General features: G+C 72.6%; 11 protein-coding genes. 3 read left to right on the forward strand and 8 right to left on the reverse strand.

Going from position 1 to position 16,529, the window contains the following annotated elements; genetic code table 11:
* Positions 1–3: 3 nt before the first annotated feature.
* Genes meaB through OOJ98_RS27805 form a run of 3 tightly spaced genes read right to left on the reverse strand, consistent with a single transcriptional unit; the run spans position 4 to position 4,966 of the window.
* A complete protein-coding gene (gene meaB, locus OOJ98_RS27795) occupies positions 4–987 on the reverse strand; it encodes a methylmalonyl Co-A mutase-associated GTPase MeaB (protein ID WP_267057782.1) in 984 nt (327 codons plus the stop codon).
* Positions 984–3,158 (reverse strand): methylmalonyl-CoA mutase, encoded by a 2,175-nt coding sequence (gene scpA, locus OOJ98_RS27800; protein WP_267057783.1) that lies wholly within the window; start codon positions 3,156–3,158, stop codon positions 984–986. The genes meaB and scpA overlap by 4 nt, the downstream gene beginning before the upstream one ends.
* Complete coding sequence (locus OOJ98_RS27805) at positions 3,158–4,966, reverse strand: methylmalonyl-CoA mutase subunit beta (RefSeq protein ID WP_267057784.1); 1,809 nt, start codon at positions 4,964–4,966, stop codon at positions 3,158–3,160. Before OOJ98_RS27805 ends, scpA begins: the two co-directional genes overlap by 1 nt.
* Positions 4,967–5,577: 611 nt before the next feature.
* Here OOJ98_RS27805 and OOJ98_RS27810 point away from each other — a divergent pair.
* Positions 5,578–6,729, forward strand: a complete 1,152-nt coding sequence (locus OOJ98_RS27810; RefSeq protein WP_267057785.1) for a hypothetical protein — start codon at positions 5,578–5,580, stop codon at positions 6,727–6,729.
* Between the two features lie 97 nt (positions 6,730–6,826).
* Here the strand turns inward: OOJ98_RS27810 and OOJ98_RS27815 are convergent, their stop codons facing one another.
* The 4 genes from OOJ98_RS27815 to OOJ98_RS27830 all read right to left on the reverse strand — a co-directional run bounded on the left by OOJ98_RS27815 (position 6,827) and on the right by OOJ98_RS27830 (position 13,373).
* A complete protein-coding gene (locus OOJ98_RS27815; protein ID WP_267057786.1) occupies positions 6,827–8,332 on the reverse strand; it encodes a SulP family inorganic anion transporter in 1,506 nt (501 codons plus the stop codon).
* A gap of 620 nt (positions 8,333–8,952) precedes the next feature.
* Positions 8,953–11,760, reverse strand: coding sequence for a molybdopterin-dependent oxidoreductase (locus OOJ98_RS27820; RefSeq protein WP_267057787.1), 2,808 nt, complete (start codon positions 11,758–11,760; stop codon positions 8,953–8,955).
* Positions 11,757–12,590, reverse strand: a complete 834-nt coding sequence (locus tag OOJ98_RS27825; protein ID WP_267057788.1) for an FAD binding domain-containing protein — start codon at positions 12,588–12,590, stop codon at positions 11,757–11,759. The genes OOJ98_RS27820 and OOJ98_RS27825 overlap by 4 nt, the downstream gene beginning before the upstream one ends.
* Before the next feature lie 141 nt (positions 12,591–12,731).
* Positions 12,732–13,373, reverse strand: coding sequence for an SRPBCC family protein (locus OOJ98_RS27830; protein ID WP_267057789.1), 642 nt, complete (start codon positions 13,371–13,373; stop codon positions 12,732–12,734).
* A gap of 179 nt (positions 13,374–13,552) precedes the next feature.
* On the opposite strand from OOJ98_RS27830, the gene OOJ98_RS27835 reads away from it, so the two are divergent.
* Positions 13,553–14,197, forward strand: coding sequence for a TetR/AcrR family transcriptional regulator (locus tag OOJ98_RS27835; protein WP_267058267.1), 645 nt, complete (start codon positions 13,553–13,555; stop codon positions 14,195–14,197).
* A gap of 1 nt (position 14,198) precedes the next feature.
* On the opposite strand, the gene OOJ98_RS27840 is transcribed toward OOJ98_RS27835, so the two are convergent.
* Positions 14,199–15,113, reverse strand: coding sequence for a LysR substrate-binding domain-containing protein (locus OOJ98_RS27840; protein ID WP_267057790.1), 915 nt, complete (start codon positions 15,111–15,113; stop codon positions 14,199–14,201).
* Between the two features lie 124 nt (positions 15,114–15,237).
* On the opposite strand from OOJ98_RS27840, the gene OOJ98_RS27845 reads away from it, so the two are divergent.
* Positions 15,238–16,365, forward strand: a complete 1,128-nt coding sequence (locus OOJ98_RS27845) for a diaminopropionate ammonia-lyase (RefSeq protein ID WP_267057791.1) — start codon at positions 15,238–15,240, stop codon at positions 16,363–16,365.
* The last annotated feature ends 164 nt before the right edge of the window (positions 16,366–16,529 follow it).

The following is a 16,529-nucleotide window of genomic DNA, read 5'->3' on the forward strand; positions in this document are numbered from 1 at the left end:
GCGTCAGTCGCCCCGGGTGCGGAACGTTCTCAGGATGTGCTCCGCGGCGGATGTGGCCGTCAACTCGCCCTCTCTCACCCGCTGTTCGAGTTCGGGGGTCACGGCGCGGACGGCGGGGTCGGAGCGCAGGCGGCCGAGGAGTTCGTCGCGGACCATCGTCCACGTCCAGTCGACCTGCTGGTCGCGGCGCTTGGCGGCCAGGCGGCCCGTGGAGTCGAGCAGGGTGCGGTGCTGTTCGAGGCGTTCCCACACGGTGTCTAGGCCGGTGGACTCGCGCGCGCTGCAGCTCAGGACCGGCGGCGCCCAGAACGCCTCCGGGCCGTGCATCAGGCGCAGCGCCCCCGCCAGCTCCCGTGCGGCGGACTGTGCGTCACGCTCGTGCGGGCCGTCCGCCTTGTTGACGGCGATCACGTCGGCCAGCTCCAGGACGCCCTTCTTGATCCCCTGGAGCTGGTCGCCGGTGCGGGCCAGCGTCAGGAGCAGGAACGAGTCGACCATGTTGGCCACCGCGGTCTCCGACTGGCCGACGCCGACCGTCTCCACCAGGACCACGTCGTAGCCCGCCGCCTCCATCACCACGATCGACTCGCGGGTCGCCTTGGCGACCCCGCCGAGCGTGCCCGCGGTGGGGGAGGGGCGTACGAACGCCGCCGGGTCGACCGCGAGCCGCTCCATCCGGGTCTTGTCGCCGAGGATCGAGCCGCCCGTACGGCTGGACGACGGGTCCACCGCGAGGACCGCCACCCGGTGCCCGGCGGAGGTGAGCTGGGTGCCGAACGCGTCGATGAACGTCGACTTGCCGACACCGGGCACGCCGCTGACCCCGATCCGGCGCGCCCGGCCGCTGTGCGGCAGAAGCGCGGTCAGCAGCTCCTGTGCCATCGCGCGGTGGCGCGGATGGGTGGACTCGACGAGCGTGATGGCGCGCGCGATGAGCGCCCGCTTCCCGTCGAGCACACCCTTCACATAGGCGTCGACATCGATCACAGGTCGTGCCCGAGATCGGCCGCCAGGCGGCGCACCAGGTCGTGGGCCGCGTCCGGGATCACCGTCCCGGGCGGGAACACGGCCGCCGCGCCCATGTCAAGCAGCGTCGGCACGTCCTGTGGCGGGATCACACCGCCCACCACGACCATGATGTCCTCGCGCCCCTCCGCGGCGAGCTGCTCGCGCAGCGCCGGTACGAGGGTGAGGTGGCCGGCCGCCAGGGAGGAGACCCCCACGATGTGGACGTCCGCCTCCACGGCCTGGCGGGCGACCTCGGCGGGCGTCTGGAACAGCGGGCCGACGTCCACGTCGAAGCCCAGGTCGGCGAAGGCCGTGGCGATCACCTTTTGGCCCCGGTCGTGGCCGTCCTGGCCCATCTTGGCGACCAGGATGCGCGGACGGCGGCCCTCGGCCTCCTCGAAGTCGGACACCAGGGTGCGGGTGCGCTCCACGGCGGGGGACTCGCCTGCTTCGTTGCGGTACACACCGGAGATCGTACGGATCTGGCTCGCGTGCCGGCCGTACACCTTCTCCAGGGCGTCGGAGATCTCGCCGACCGTGGCCATGGCGCGGGCCGCGTTCACGGCGAGCTCCAGCAGGTTGCCCTCGCCGCCGGCCGCCCGGGTCAGCGCGTCGAGCGCGTCCTGGCAGGCCCGCTCGTCGCGCTCGGCCCGCAGCCTGCGCAGCTTCTCGATCTGCTGGGCGCGCACGGAGGAGTTGTCGACGGCGCGCACGTCGATCTGCTCGTCGCTCTCCACGCGGTACTTGTTGACGCCGATGACGGGTTGGCGCCCGGAGTCGATGCGGGCCTGCGTGCGCGCCGCCGCCTCCTCGATACGGAGCTTGGGGATGCCCGCGTCGATGGCCTTGGCCATGCCGCCCGCCCGCTCGACCTCCTCGATGTGCTGCCAGGCACGGCGGGCCAGGTCGTGGGTGAGCTTCTCGACGTAGGCGCTGCCGCCCCAGGGGTCGATGACCCGGGTCGTGCCCGACTCCTGCTGCAGCAGGAGCTGGGTGTTGCGGGCGATGCGCGCCGAGAAGTCGGTGGGCAGCGCGAGCGCCTCGTCGAGCGCGTTGGTGTGCAGCGACTGGGTGTGCCCCTGCGTCGCCGCCATCGCCTCCACACACGTACGCGTCACGTTGTTGAACACGTCCTGGGCCGTCAGCGACCAGCCGGACGTCTGCGAATGGGTGCGCAGGGAGAGCGACTTGGTGTTCTGCGGGTCGAACTGCTTCACCAGTTTCGCCCACAGCAGCCGGGCCGCCCGCAGCTTGGCGACCTCCATGAAGAAGTTCATGCCGATCGCCCAGAAGAAGGAGAGCCGGGGCGCGAACGCGTCCACGTCCAGCCCCGCCTCGCGCCCCGCCCGGATGTACTCCACGCCGTCGGCGAGGGTGTACGCCAGCTCCAGGTCGGCCGTGGCACCGGCCTCCTGGATGTGGTAGCCGGAAATGGAGATCGAGTTGTAGCGCGGCATCCGCTGCGAGGTGTAGGCGAAGATGTCGGAGATGATCCGCATCGACGGCTTCGGCGGATAGATGTAGGTGTTGCGGACCATGAACTCCTTGAGGATGTCGTTCTGAATGGTCCCGGCGAGCTTCTCGGGCGGCACCCCCTGCTCCTCCGCCGCCACGATGTACAGCGCGAGCACCGGAAGCACGGCGCCGTTCATCGTCATCGACACGGTCATCTTGTCCAGCGGGATGCCGTCGAAGAGCTGCCGCATGTCGTAGAGGGAGTCGATGGCCACGCCCGCCATGCCCACGTCACCCGTCACCCTGGGGTGGTCGCTGTCGTAGCCCCGGTGGGTCGGCAGGTCGAAGGCGACCGACAGACCCTTCTGGCCGGCCGCGAGGTTGCGGCGGTAGAACGCGTTGGACTCCTCGGCGGTCGAGAACCCCGCGTACTGGCGGATCGTCCAGGGCTGGTTGACGTACATGGTCGGGTACGGGCCGCGCAGATAGGGGGCGACCCCGGGGTAGGTGCCGAGGAAGTCCAGGTCCGCCACGTCACGGCCGGTGTAGAGCGGCTTGACCGCGATGCCCTCGGGGGTCTCCCACAGGGGTACGTCGCCGCCGGCCGCGGCCCGTGCCGCGTCGCTCCACTCCTCGGCGCCGCCGTCCGCGGCCGGGGTTCCCAGCTCGATCCCGGAGAAGTCGGGGATTCCCATCAGGACACTCCCATGCGGTCGAGGGTGGCGGTGAGCACGGCGACGGCGTCGCAGCCCGCGAAGACGTAGGAGTCGACCCCGGTGTACTGCCCGGGGCGGCCGGCGAGGAAGACGTGCCGGGCGCCGGCTGCGCCGAGGGACCGGGCGGTGTTCTCCGCCTGCTCCTCGTACACGGCGTCGCTGGAGCACAGACAGGCCTCCGTCGCGCCGCTCTCCTCGAACGTGCCCTCCGTGACCGCCTCGATGCCGCCCGCCTGGAACAGGTTGGCCGCGAAGCCGGCGCGCCCGGTGTGGGCGGCGGCGGGGCCGAGCGTGGCGAGGAAGATCCGCGGCCTGGCCCCGGTCGCCGCGAGGTGGGCGTCCGAGCGGGCGCGCAGCGCCTCGTACGCCTCGTCGCGCCGCACGCGGGGCAGCCCGCCCGACGGGGGGACCGGCTGCGGCTCGCGCTCCACCGGGCGCTCACCGAGATGCGGGAACTCGCTGACCCCGGTGATGGGTTCGCGCCGCTTGGCCAGGCGCGTGCCGCGCTCGCGCCAGGTCGCGGCCAGATCCTCGGCGAGCCGGCCCGATCCCAGGGCCGCTGCCTGGCCGCCGAGCCCTTCGATCTGCTGGAAGAACTCCCAGCCCGCGTGGGCGAGTTCATCGGTCAGCCGCTCCACGTACCAGGAACCGCCCGCGGGGTCGATGACCCGGGACAGGTGCGACTCCTCGATCAGGATCGTCGAGGTGTTGCGGGCGATGCGGCGCGCGAAGGCGTCCGGAAGGCCGAGCGCGTGGTCGAAGGGGAGCACGGTGACGGCGTCGGCGCCGCCCACCCCGGCCGCGAGGGTGGCGAGCGTGGTGCGGAGCATGTTCACCCAGGGGTCGCGGCGCGACATCATCACCGGCGACGTCACGGCGTGCTGCACCTGGGCGCCGGCCTGCGGCGCCCCGCACACCTCGGCGACCCGCGCCCACAGCCGGCGCGCCGCCCGCAGCTTGGCGATCGTCAGGAACTGGTCGGCGCTCGCCGCGTACCTGAACTCCAGCTGCGCACAGGCCTGTTCGACGCTCAGGCCCGCTTCGGTGAGCTCGCGCAGATAGGCGACACCCGTCGAGAGCGACGCGCCCAGCTCCTGCGCGGCCGAACCGCCGGCCTCGTGGTACGGCAGCGCGTCCACGGTCAGCGCGCGAAGCCCCGGGTACTCCTCGGCGCACCGCAGGGCGAGCGCCGCGGCGGACGCGAACTCCAACTCCTCGCCCGTACGCGCCTGGTGACCCAGCGGGTCGGCGCCGAGACTGCCGCGCGCCGCGTCCTTGGCGACGCCGCGCTCCTCGTACAGCCGGAACAACTCCCGTGCCGCGGCGCCGACATCGCGCCCCGCGTCGAGAACGACGGGCGCCAGGTCGAGATAGACGCCGTCGAGGACCCGGCCGAGCGAGTCGACGGGGAAACCGCCCTCGCCGAGCACCAGCCACAGCGAGGTGACGCCGTTCTCGAGGTCCGCGAGCACCGTGGCGCCGTCACCGACCGTGTGCCGCTGGCGTACGTCCCAGCCGCCCGCGGTGTTGCCCTCGGCTCGGCTCCCTCGCACGAAGGGCGCGAATCCGGGGAAACCGGGGTCGGGCGCGGTGGTGTGCGCGGTGTACAGGGGGCGGGTGCGCAACCCGTCCTCCAACGCGGTGGACAGGGCGTCCTCCGCTGCCACGCCGGAAGCTTCCTTGCCCGACTTGCGCAGAACACCAGCCACGAGGCTGTGCCACTGCTCAAGGGTCGCGTCAGGGAACTCGGCGGCCAGAGAGAGCCCGTCGTCAGGCAGGACCGTCATGCTCGGATGCTAGGGCAGTTCTTCAAAGGAGCAGCAGAGGGATCGGCTGTGACCTTGACCTCTTTGCCGCCGTGACCTCGGCATCTACGGACAGCGCGGCGGCCGGACCGCGCTCTGCGTCCGGCGGCCCGCGGACTGTGCCGCCGAGTCACAGGCCACGACAGGCGCAGCGAACGGACCCCGCACGCGAGGAACCGCCCGCCGCCCGCATGATCGGTACGCTGGCGTCCCGGACCACAACGTCGGTTCGGGGAGGGGGAGTTGTGACCAACGTTGTAGTGCGGGCGCTCGACGCGCTCCTGCCGGGCGGCGCGACGGGCGGAGATCGCCACCGCCGGTCGGGGGGAGCACATCGAGGTGCGTGACGCCGGCCACTGCATTCATCGGAGTCGGCCGGACGTCGTCGTCCAGGCCGTGCTCGGGGTCGTCGAGCGGGTGCGGATCGGGTGATCGGCGGGGGTATTCGGGGGTTTCGGCTCGCCCGTGCGGAGGTCATTTCGGACTTCGTGGGAGCAAGGGCGGCGTGACGTGGCCGTAGGTGGGGTACTGCGTTGCCCTGTCAGGCCGAGCGACCATACTGGTCGGGCCCCGATCACCCACAGAACGAATCCATGGCCAAAAACAGCAGTTCCTCGACCACCGTCCCCGACACCGCGTGGCTGGGGCGCGGGCGCCACCTCGGGCCCGAGCCCGAGCTCGACGTCCGGCGCAACCTGATCGCCCTCCAGGCGGCCGGGGTGCTCGACGACTTCCTGGACCTCGACCCCGTCGAGGCGGCCCGCTCCACCGTCCTGCACCCGCTGGACGAGTCCGCCGACCCCGGCCCCACGGCCCGCCGCGTCTTCGAGGCCCGCTGGCGCGCCGACGGCGACGTCGTGGTGCGCGCGCAGCTCACCACGTACGACCCCGAGTCGCGGCGCAAGGACGGGGAGGGCGTCACCTGGGTCCTGGCCGCCGAGGCCGAGCGGCCGTGGGACGTGCACTGGCTCTCGCCCGCGACCATGTTCTGGCCCGACAGCGACCGCGTCGCCTGGGACCACGACACCGTCGCCGGCCTGCGCCTGCGCACCACGAACCACCTGCCGAAGGACGACGACGAGCTGCGCCACCTGCTGCGCGACTGCACCCGGCAGAGCTGGTTCATCCACGTCGTGGTGCACGAGGCGATGACTCCGGACGCGAAGGGGCAGCAGCCCGTCTCGACGTTCCTGCCGCCGAGCCTGCGACACCGGGTGATCGAACACCGGGGCACTCCGGAGCAGGCGCAGATCGCCGACTTCGCCATGAAGCGCGAGCTGAACGTGCGGATGCCGCGCGGGGGCGGAGTGGTCCTGCCCACCGTGCCGCCGAGCCCCGGCTACGACGGCGAGGCCTTCACGGTGCGCACCGTCTTCCTCGACGGGTCGCAGCCCACCGAACTCCTCGACAGGATCAAGGAGTTCGCCGCCCTGCCGCGCCCGCTGCCCGCCGACGCCGAGCGTGCCCTGACCAGGCTGCGCCAGGGCTGGCACCTGCTCACGCCGGACGAGGAACTGGTGCACGCGCAGGGCATGGTCGTGAAGTACGCCGAGGCGCTGGACGCGATGACGAAGTCGCGCGACCTGTACCGCGAAGCCGCCGAAGCGGCCCAGGCGGCGCTGGCCGAGACGAGCGGCGGCGACGGCGTACCGCGGGTGCCCGTGCCCCGGCCGGCGAAGGCGGACGGATCACCCCTGACCGCCCTCACCAAGGCCTTCGGCCGGTTCAGGGACCCCAACAAGTAGGTGTCCCGGTCCGGGGCCCTCGTCGCCGGGGCTCTCTCGACGACGCGCCGCCCCCGGACGAGGGGGCGGCGACGATGCCCACACGAACAGCCGCCCGTCAGTGGCTTCCGGTGAGTTCTCCGCTGAGCGTCTCGTGGATGCGCGCGCTGGGCTGGTTCAGGCCGACGATCTCCACCGACTTGCCGCGCTGGGCGTACTTCGTCTCGATGGCGTCGAGCGCGGCCACGGACGACGCGTCCCAGATGTGGGTGCCGGAGAGGTCGACCACGACCCGGTCGGGGTCGGTGGCGTACGCGAACCGCGTGACGAGGTCGTTGGAGGAGGCGAAAAAGAGTTCGCCGGTGACGCGGTAGACCACCCGCGTGCCGTCCGGGTCGACGACGGACGTGACGTCCGCGAGGTGGGCGACGCGCTTGGCGAAGATCACCATCGCCGTGATCGTGCCCACGACGACACCGATCGCCAGGTTGTGCGTGGCGACGACGACGGCGACGGTCAGCACCATGACGGCGATCTCCCCGGCCGGCATCCGCCGGAGCGTCCTGGGCGCGATGGAGTGCCAGTCGAACGTCGTGAACGACACCATCACCATCACCGCGACGAGCGCGGCCATCGGAATGTCGGAGACGACCGGCCCGAACACGATGCACAGCACCATCAGGAACGCGCCCGCGAGGAACGTGGACAGCCGTGTACGCGCACCGGAGACCCGTACGTTGATCATGGTCTGGCCGATCATCGCGCAGCCGCCCATGCCGCCGAAGAAGCCGGTCACGATGTTGGCGATGCCCTGGCCGATGGACTCGCGGGTCTTGCTGGAGCGGGTGTCCGTGATCTCGTCCACCAGCTTCGCCGTCATCAGCGACTCCATCAGGCCGACCAGGGCCATGGCGATCGCGTACGGGGCGACGGTGGTGAGGGTGTCGAGCGTGAACGGTACGTCGGGCAGGCCGGGCACGGGCAGCGCGGAGGGCAGAGCGCCCTTGTCCCCGACGGTGGGCACGGCGATGGCGGCGGCGACCGTGACGACGGTGAGGATCACGATGGAGACCAGCGGCGCCGGGATCGTCCGGGTGACCTTCGGGAAGAACACCATCAGGGCGAGGCCGACGACGATCAGCGGGTAGACCGCCCAGGGCACGTCGTGCATCTCGGGCACCTGCGCCATGAAGATGAGGATGGCGAGCGCGTTGACGAAGCCGACCATCACCGAGCGCGGCACGAACCGCATCAGCCGGGCCACCCCGAGCGCCCCGAGCACGATCTGGAAGACACCGGCCAGGATCACCGCGGCCACCAGATAACCGAAGCCGTGCTCTCGGTTGAGCGGAGCCGTGACGAGGGCCACGGCGCCGGTCGCGGCCGAGATCATGGCGCGCCGGCCGCCGACGACGGAGATGGTGACGGCCATCGTGAACGAGGCGAACAGACCGATCGCCGGATCGACGCCGACGATGATCGAGAACGAGATCGCCTCGGGGATCAGCGCGAGCCCCACCACGAGACCGGCCAGGATCTCGGTGCGCCACACCCGGGGATCGTGGAGCCAGTCGGGCCTGAGGCCGCGCAGCCGGGCGGCCGGGGACAGTGCGGACGTCGTCAAGACAGGTACCTGTCGTGCTCGGGCACGCCGGGCACCGGCCGGAACGTGCGAGAAGGCGCGGGGCGGCCGGGTGGCCGTTCGCGGGGCCCGCGCGCGGCGGGCGAGAGGTCTTCGGAGGACCCGGGACGGGGCGGCGCGTGGACGCACGGCCGGTCAAGGGTGCTCGGCGCCGCTCAGCGGCGAGGATTCACGGGCCGGGGTTCACGGCGGGCAGGTGGCGGCGCGGGACACCACGGGCATGCGCACGCTCTCTCCTGCGGGCTCGGTCTTCCGGGCTTCCGTCGTCCGTCGCAGGGGACGGCATCGGCCCCGGCGCGAGCGACGACCGACCAGGGAAGCGGTCGGCCGTCCAAAGGGGCCCGGCACGGCCGGCCCCGACCCGCCAACTCTACCCGACCCCCTTGAGCGGGTACGGGGGCCGAGCGCGGCCGGTGGCCGGGGCCGAGGGGTGCGCGCACCCGGGCGGCGGGACGCCGACGCGTCGGAGGGCCGGGCGGATCCGGAGAGGCACGCACTGCGCCGTGACGGCCGGGCGGGAGCTGGCCGGGCTACGGCCGGGCGGCGGGCGGGCCGGTATCCGGGGCCGGGTGTGCCAGGCCCCCCGTGCGCGCCGTCGGCGCCTACGCGTCGTAGCTCGTGCCCGCCTTCCCGCCCGACCGGGCGTGCCGGTCGAGGGCTTGCCAGACGCGGTCGCGGAGCACCGGCATCTCGGTGAAGCGGACGCCCGTCGCGTCGCGCAGTGCGTTGGCGAACGCGGGGGCCACCGGGTTGAAGGGGCTCTCGCTCATCGACTTCGCTCCGAGCGGGCCGATCGAGTCGTTGGTGTCCGTGAAGTGGACCTCCGTGCGCGGGACATCGGCGTACTGCGGCAGGCGGTAGCGGCGGAACGCGGCCGTGGTGACCGCGCCGCGCTCGTCGACGCGTACCGTCTCGAAGAGCGTCGCGCCCAGCGCCTGGGCGACCCCGCCCTCGACCTGTCCGCGGCACTGCATCGGGTTCATGACCTTGCCGGCGTCGGCGGCGTGCACACTGCGCAGGATGCGGATCTCGCCGGTCCCGGGGTCGACCGCGAGGCGGAACCACTGGGCGTTGAACGCGATCGAGCGGGGTGTGCCGCCGAAGTGGCCGTCCACGGCGAGCTCGTCCTGCGCGCCGGCCGCGACGGCCGCCTCGTGGAGCTCCTTCAGGGTCACCACCCGGCCCGCGCAGTCGAAGGCCTCCGCCCCGAGCACGCACAGGTGCCGGGCCACCCCGGTGTGGCGGGCGGCGAAGGTCTGGAGGCGCTCGGCCAGCGAGGTGGCGGCGAGCAGGACCGCCTTGCCCGCCACGACCGTGCCCGCGGAGCCGAACGCGCCGGTGTCGTGGCGTACGACGTCCGTATCGGACTGACGCACCGTCAGGCGGTCCACGGTGGTGTTCAGAGCGCCCGCGGCGATCTGCTGGTGGACGGTGGTGGTGCCGTTGCCGAACTCCGCGGTGCCCACGGCGATGTCGTACGTGCCGTCCGACAGCAGGGTCACGCGGGCGTCGGCGTAGTGGCCGCCCGGCGGACTCGTCGCGATCATCGCCATCGCCGTGCCCTGCCCCACCAGCCACCCTTCGGGCGCCTGCTCGGCGCTGGTGTCCTCGGCGATGGCCCTGCGGACCACGTCCAGACACTGGTCGAGCCCGTACGAGGCGATGAAGAGGTCTTCCTCCTCCTCGCCGAGGGGGCTGTGCAGGTGCTCGCCGGGCCCGACGATGTTCTTCTCGCGGATGGTCAGCGGGTCCATGCCGAGCCGGTGGGCCAGCTCGTCCATCACCGATTCGACGGCGAAGGTGACCTGGCCGAGGCCGTAGCCGCGGAAGGCTCCCGAGGGGACCACGTTGGTGTAGACCGAGTAGGCGTCGACCTTCTTGTGGGGCGCGCGGTAGACGGCGAACGACTCGCCCACGCTGTGGAACATCACGCCGGGGCCGTGGTTGCCGTACGCGCCGGTGTTGGAGACCACCCGCATCTGGATCGCCGTCAGGGTCCCGTCGGCACGGGCGCCCATCTTGATCCCGATGGTGAACGGGTGGCGGGTGGTCGCCCCGAAGAACTGCTCGGCCCGCGTGAACTCCAGCTTCACCGGGCGGCGCAGCTTCAGGACGGCCAGCGCGACGATGTCCTCGGTCAGCATCTCCTGCTTGCCGCCGAAGCCGCCGCCGACCCGTCCCGCCACGACCCTGACCTCGTCCTCGGGCAGCTCGTACAGGGCGCATAGGGCGCGGCGCGTCAGGAACGGCGTCTGGGTGGAGGAGCGCACGGTCAGGCGCTCCCCGCTGCCGTCCTCCTTCGGCTCGAACCAGGCGACACAGCCGTGCGTCTCCAGGCTGGCGTGCTGGACGCGCTGGGTGCGGAAGGTGTTCTCGTAGACCACGTCGGCCTCAGCGAAACCGTCCTCGACACAGCCGATCTCGCCGTGCACCTCACCGGCGACGTTGTTCTCCACCCGCGCGATCCGCATCTCGGGCCCCTTGCCGGCGTGGACGACCGGGGCGCCGGGCGCCATCGCCTCATCGGGATCGATGACGTACGGCAGCTCCTCGTAGACCACCTCGATCCGGCGGCAGCCCTCCTCGGCGGCCTGCTCGCTCTCGGCGACCACCGCGGCCACGCGCTGCCCCACGAAGCGGACGACGTCGTCCAGGACGCGTGTGTCGTCCGGGTCCTCGCCGGGGTGTTCGTGGCGGGCCGAGGAGTACAGGGTGCCGGGCGAGTCGTGGTGGGTGAGGACCGCGTGCACCCCGGGCACCCGCAGCGCCTCCGTGGTGTCGATGGAGACGATCCGCGCGTGCGGATGGGGGGAGCGCAGGAGCTTCATGTGGAGCAGGCCCGGCACCTCGACGTCGAAGGTGTAGCGCGCGGTGCCGGTCACGACGAGGGGGCCCGCCGGAGCCCCCGGACTCCTGCCGACCGCCTTGCCCGCACAGGGCCGTTCGGTGTGCCGCACGCCGCGCACCGAGTCCTCGATGGCGCGGTATCCGGTGCACCGGCAGATGTTGCCCTTGAACGCGCGGGGCAGGTCGGCCAGCTTCCCGTCGTCGTGCGGGGTGCCCTGCTCGGCTTCGAGGGCGGCCGTCGTCATCAGGAACCCGGCGGTGCAGAACCCGCACTGGAATCCCTGCGCGTCGAGGAACTTCCGCTGTACGGGGTGGAGTTCACCCTCCGGTGAGGCGAGGCCCTCGACCGTCGTCACGCTGCGGCCCTCGGCCCGTACCGCCGGATACAGACAGCTGTGGACCGGCTCACCGTCCACGTGGACGGTGCACGCCCCGCAGTCGCCGCCGTCGCAGCCCTTCTTCACGCCGAACCAGCCGCGCTCGCGCAGATACGTCCGCAGGCACTGGCCGGCCCGCGGCTCGGCCTCGAAGTGCTGCTTGTTGACCTCGATGCCGAAGCTCATCGCACACCGCCCTCGGAAGGGCGGGTCAGTTCGATGCGGACTTCCTCGGCGAGGCGCAGCGCCATGTGCCGCCGCCACTGAGGCAGTCCGTGGATGTCGTCGTACCAGTCCTCGTCGGCGATGTGCGTGTAGATCGCCCGCTGGAGCTCGCCCCGCTCGGGCGGGAGCGGGAACCAGAAGCGGAACGGGCGGACGGTCGCCGCGCTGACCGTCACCGCCATCGAGCCGTCCGCCGCGTCGAGCGTCCCGATGACCAGGGCGCCCGAGCGGCCGAGCCCGTACAGCGACGCCTGCCGGAAGGCCGTGCGGCAGGCGAGGGCACGTGCGGGGAGCGTGACCGAGCGGAGCAGTTCGCCCTCGCCGAGGTCCTTGACGCCCGCGCCCCGGATGAAGTCGACGACCCGCACGTCGCGCACGGCACCCGCCTGCGACTGGAGCAGGCAGTTGCCGTCGAGTGCGGCGGCCAGGGAGATGACGGGCCCGGCAGGGAGCCCGTTGCACAGGTTCCCGCCGACGGTGGCCATGTTCCAGATCTTGAACGAGGCGAGGAAGGCGCGGCAGCACTGCTCGAAGAGGGGCGCGGACGCCACGGGCAGCGCCCGCCCGAACCGGTAGAGCTGGGCGATGGTGCAGGTGGCCGCGATCTTCAGCGAGCCGTCCGCGCCCAGGGTCAGCGGATCCCAGCCCATCCGGCTCAGATCCACGAGACGCCGCAGATGCGGCTGCGGCTCGGAGAACAGATACGTGCCCCCGCCGAGCCACGCGTCTCCCGTCTGCCAGGGTTCACGGAGCCGCGCGTCCCGTACGTCCATCACGGTGTTCAGATCCATGTCTCTCCACGCCCTTCGACCACTGCATCCAGGCCAGTGAAGCCCGGAGCGAGGCCGAAAACGACTGGTTCGGCGCACGGAAAACAGCGGCGCGGGGGCATGCGCATTGGATGATTCACCAGGTGGTGCCCGGCCCGGGGGTCAGCCCCGCGGGCCGGCGGTGCGGGCTTCGGCGGCGCTCTTCAGGTCCCGCAGCCAGGCGTCGAGGCCCGTGCGGAGGATGTCGGTGGCTGCGGGCACGTTGGCGTCGACCTGCGGGCCGGTGTGGGTCTCCTCGGTGCGTACGAGGACGCCGCCCCTGACCTTGGTGAAGTTCCATACGTGGACGCCGTCGATGTGCAGCCCCTCGCCGGTCGCGGGCCCCGTCCAGCGGATGCAGGAGCCGCGCTCCACCTGCCGGACGGTGGAGGTGATGTCCAACTCGGTGGCCGGGGTCGACGGGTTGGGCGGCACCGGGGTCGTCCAGTGGAACGCGGACCCCGCGCGGAAGGGGCCGTGGTCGAGGCGTTCCGCGGTCGAGACGGCGCCCTGCCAGGACGGCCAGCGAGCGACGTCGGTCTGCAGCTTCCAGATGGTGCCGAGGGACGCGTGGATGACGGTCTCGGTGCGGTAGCGGACGTGGGCGCCGGGGTCGACGCCCTGGCCGCGGCAGGTGAGCGGCTCGGCCGGGCGGGAGGAGGCCGCCCCTGCGGGCGCCACGGCCGTGGCGAGGAGCCCGGCGACGAGCGGGAGGGTGACGAGCGCGGCCCGGGTGCCGTTGCCGCGCGGGGTGAACAGGGACATGGGGAGCTCCTTCGAGAGAGGGTGTCTTCGGGTGCGTGTTATGTGGCTTGCCGTTCGTTAGAAGTTATAACGCTCGCGAAAACGGCTCGTCAAGAGGGTTCGTGATAGCCTCTAACTAACAATCTTCCTTATAGCGCACCGGGGGAAGGAGGGGGTGACACCGCATGGCGCGACCCGATATGAACCCGCTCGGCGCGGCGCCCGGCCGGCCCGTCGGCGCGCACGTGCCGCGCTCGCCGCGCGAGCGCTACCGCGAGCAGGTGCGCGAGGAGATCAAGCGGTACGCGTGGGAGCAGATCGCCACCGCAGGGGCCGGGGCGCTCTCGCTCAACGCCATCGCCAAGCGGATGGGCCTGAGCGGGCCGGCTCTCTACCGCTACTTCGCCGGCCGTGACGAACTGATCGCCGAACTCGTCGACGACGCATACCGCGGCCTCGCCGACGCGCTGAGCGCGCCCTCGGGCCCCGGCGCGGACCTCGCCGCCCTCGCCCGGACCCTGCGCGGCTGGGCCCTCGACGACCCGCACCGCTACCTCCTCGTGTGCGGCACCCCGGTCCCGGGGCGCCCGTCGCCCGCTGCCACCGCGATCGCCGACATCGTCATGGCCCCGCTGCTGGAGGCCTGCGAGGCGGAGCCGTCCCGTACGCCCCTGACCGCCCAGGCCGCCCGCCGTCGGGCGCTGACCGTCTGGACCCGGCTGCACGGCGTCCTGTCCCTGGAAGTCGCCGGCCACTTCGCGGGCATGGGATTCGACCCCGCGCGCGTCTACGAAGCCGAGCTGCGGCAACTGCTCGCCGAGAGCGCCGACTTGCCTGCCCCCTGAGTCAGTTGAGCGGACGCGCGACGGCTCGGGCCAGGGCGGACCGGCAGGCCCGCAGGGCAGGGTGGGCACTGCTACCGCGGCGTACGACGGTGAAGACGCGGCGGATGCCCCGCCCGTGGGGGAGCGGATGGAGCGGGACGGTCGGCCGGCGGCCGCTCCAGACCAGCTCGGGCAGGAACGCCGCCGCGTGCCGCTGCTCGACCAGGCGGAGGTGGAGCAGGAGATCGGGGCTCTCGAACCGTACGTCGGGTTCGAACCCGGCATCGCGGCACAGGGCCGTCGCCCAGCGCCGGGCGGTGGTCCCCTCGGGCTCCATGACCCATGGATGACGGGCGAGTCGGCGCAGCGCGGCGGCCGGATCCCCGCGTGTCGACGGGTCGGCCGCGTTCGGGGACGCGAGGTGCAGCGCGTCGTCGAGCAGGTCCTCCTCTTCGAGGTCCGCCGGGCGCGGGGCGGGGTCCCCCGGGTACTCCTCGGCGACCACCAGGTCGAAGTCGCGTGCCTGGAGGGCGGGGAGCGCGCTCTCCGGCTCCAACTGGGTGACATGGACGCGGAGTTGTGGATGACGGTCGCGCAGCAGGCCGAGCGCGGTGGGTACCAGCGCGAGGGCCGCCGTCTGGAACGAGGCGATGCGCAGGGTGCCGGTGAGGTCGGCGAGGGAGGTGGCGATCTCCGCCTCCGCGCGGTCCAGCCGTTCCAGGACCGCCTCGGTGTGGCCGACGAGGATCTCCGCCTGCTCCGTCAGGCGCACGCGCCTGCCGACCCGTTCGAGGAGCGGCACCCCGACCTCCGCCTCCAGTTGAGAGAGCTGCTGGGAGACGGAGGACGGGGCGTAGGACAGGGCGGCGGCGACTGCCGCGAGCGTGCCGCGGTACTTGAGCTCGCGCAGGAGGCGCAGTCGGTGCAGATCGAACATGGGCGGCCCGCTCCACTCGCCGTCGCGGGGCGCCGGCCGTTGTCGATCCCGTCGAATCGTCCGACGAGTATAGGTCGGAAACATGAGCTGGACCGAAGCACCGTGCGGGCCGCACCCTGGGCAGGTGCCTCAGAACACCGCATCCCTTCGCGCCCTGCCCCTGCCCTGGTCCGCCCGCACCGGTGCCCGAACCTGGCGGTGCGGACCCGCACCGGCGGAGGTGCGTGACTTCCACGCCGCGCTGCCCGGCTACGCCGCAACTCCGCTTGTTGAACTCCCCTCCCTCGCAGCCGAGTTGGGGCTCGGGCGGGTCTTCGTCAAGGATGAGTCGTCGCGTCTCGGGCTGCCCGCGTTCAAGGTGCTGGGGGCGTCGTGGGCGGTGCGGCGCGTCCTCGCCGAGCGGGACGCGAGCGGCGAAGGGGAGGGCCCGGTCACGCTGGTGACCGCCACCGACGGCAACCACGGCCGCGCCGTGGCCCGCGTGGCCCGGCTGCTCGGCCAGAACGCCCGCGTCTTCGTGCCGCGCGGTGTCCATCCGCGGGCGGTCTCCGCCATCGCATCGGAGGGCGCTTCGGTCACCGAGGTGGCCGGTCCCTACGACGACGCGGTACGCCTCGCGGCGCAGGCCGCCGCGGAGCCCGGCGCGGTCCTGGTCCAGGACACGGCCTGGCCCGGCTACGAGCGGATCCCGGGGTGGATCGTCGAGGGCTACTCCACGCTCTGCACCGAGATCGACGAGCAGCTGGCCGCGCGGGGGGCCGGCGCGGGGCCCGACCTGGTCGCCGTGCCGGTGGGTGTGGGCTCGCTGGCCCAAGCCGTCGTGACGCACTACCGCAGCCGCCCTTCCGGGCACGCTCCGGCGCTGCTCTCGGTCGAACCCGAGGCCGCGGCCTGCGTCCTGCGGAGCCTCACGCGGGGGGCACCCGTCAGCGTCACCACGGGCGACACCGCCATGGCCGGACTCAACTGCGGTACCCCGTCCAGCATCGCCTGGCCCTACCTGCGCGACGGCCTGGACGCCGCGGTCGCCGTCTCCGACGCCGCCGCCTCCCGCGCGACGACTCGCCTCGCGTCCCACGGAGTCTCCTCCGGCCCGTGCGGCGCCGCGGCCCTCGCCGGCCTCGAAGCCGCACTCACCGGGCCGGGCGCGGACGAACGCCGCGCGGTGTTGGGGCTCGGGCCGTCGTCGGTGGTCGTACTCCTGAGTACGGAGGGGGTTGCGGCGAATCCGGGTGCGGTGGAAGGGAGTTGACGACGTGCTCGGGGCCGGGGGCGTGGCCTCGGTGGCGGCGTGTCGATGGCGACCGGGGCGGGTCGCGGCCGGAGCGGCGGGATTGCAGGCACCCGGTCGACGCACCGGCAGGGCGCTGCGGCGGGTGGCGCCGCCGGGGGTTGGGTGCGGACCGTGCTGGGCTG

This window comes from Streptomyces sp. NBC_00083 (assembly GCF_026343295.1).
In the GTDB taxonomy this organism is placed as follows: Bacteria; Actinomycetota; Actinomycetes; order Streptomycetales; family Streptomycetaceae; genus Streptomyces.

Excerpts from the sequence above, each read along its gene's own strand:
- OOJ98_RS27830 (WP_267057789.1), bottom strand. The coding sequence starts at position 13,373 with ATGTCCCTGTTCACCCCGCGCGGCAACGGCACCCGGGCCGCGCTCGTC.
- OOJ98_RS27810 (WP_267057785.1), top strand. The coding sequence starts at position 5,578 with ATGGCCAAAAACAGCAGTTCCTCGACCACCGTCCCCGACACCGCGTGG.
- scpA (WP_267057783.1), bottom strand. The coding sequence starts at position 3,158 with ATGGGAATCCCCGACTTCTCCGGGATCGAGCTGGGAACCCCGGCCGCG.
- OOJ98_RS27835 (WP_267058267.1), top strand. The coding sequence starts at position 13,553 with ATGAACCCGCTCGGCGCGGCGCCCGGCCGGCCCGTCGGCGCGCACGTG.
- OOJ98_RS27820 (WP_267057787.1), bottom strand. The coding sequence starts at position 11,760 with ATGAGCTTCGGCATCGAGGTCAACAAGCAGCACTTCGAGGCCGAGCCG.
- OOJ98_RS27805 (WP_267057784.1), bottom strand. The coding sequence starts at position 4,966 with ATGACGGTCCTGCCTGACGACGGGCTCTCTCTGGCCGCCGAGTTCCCT.
- OOJ98_RS27825 (WP_267057788.1), bottom strand. The coding sequence starts at position 12,590 with ATGGATCTGAACACCGTGATGGACGTACGGGACGCGCGGCTCCGTGAA.
- OOJ98_RS27840 (WP_267057790.1), bottom strand. The coding sequence starts at position 15,113 with ATGTTCGATCTGCACCGACTGCGCCTCCTGCGCGAGCTCAAGTACCGC.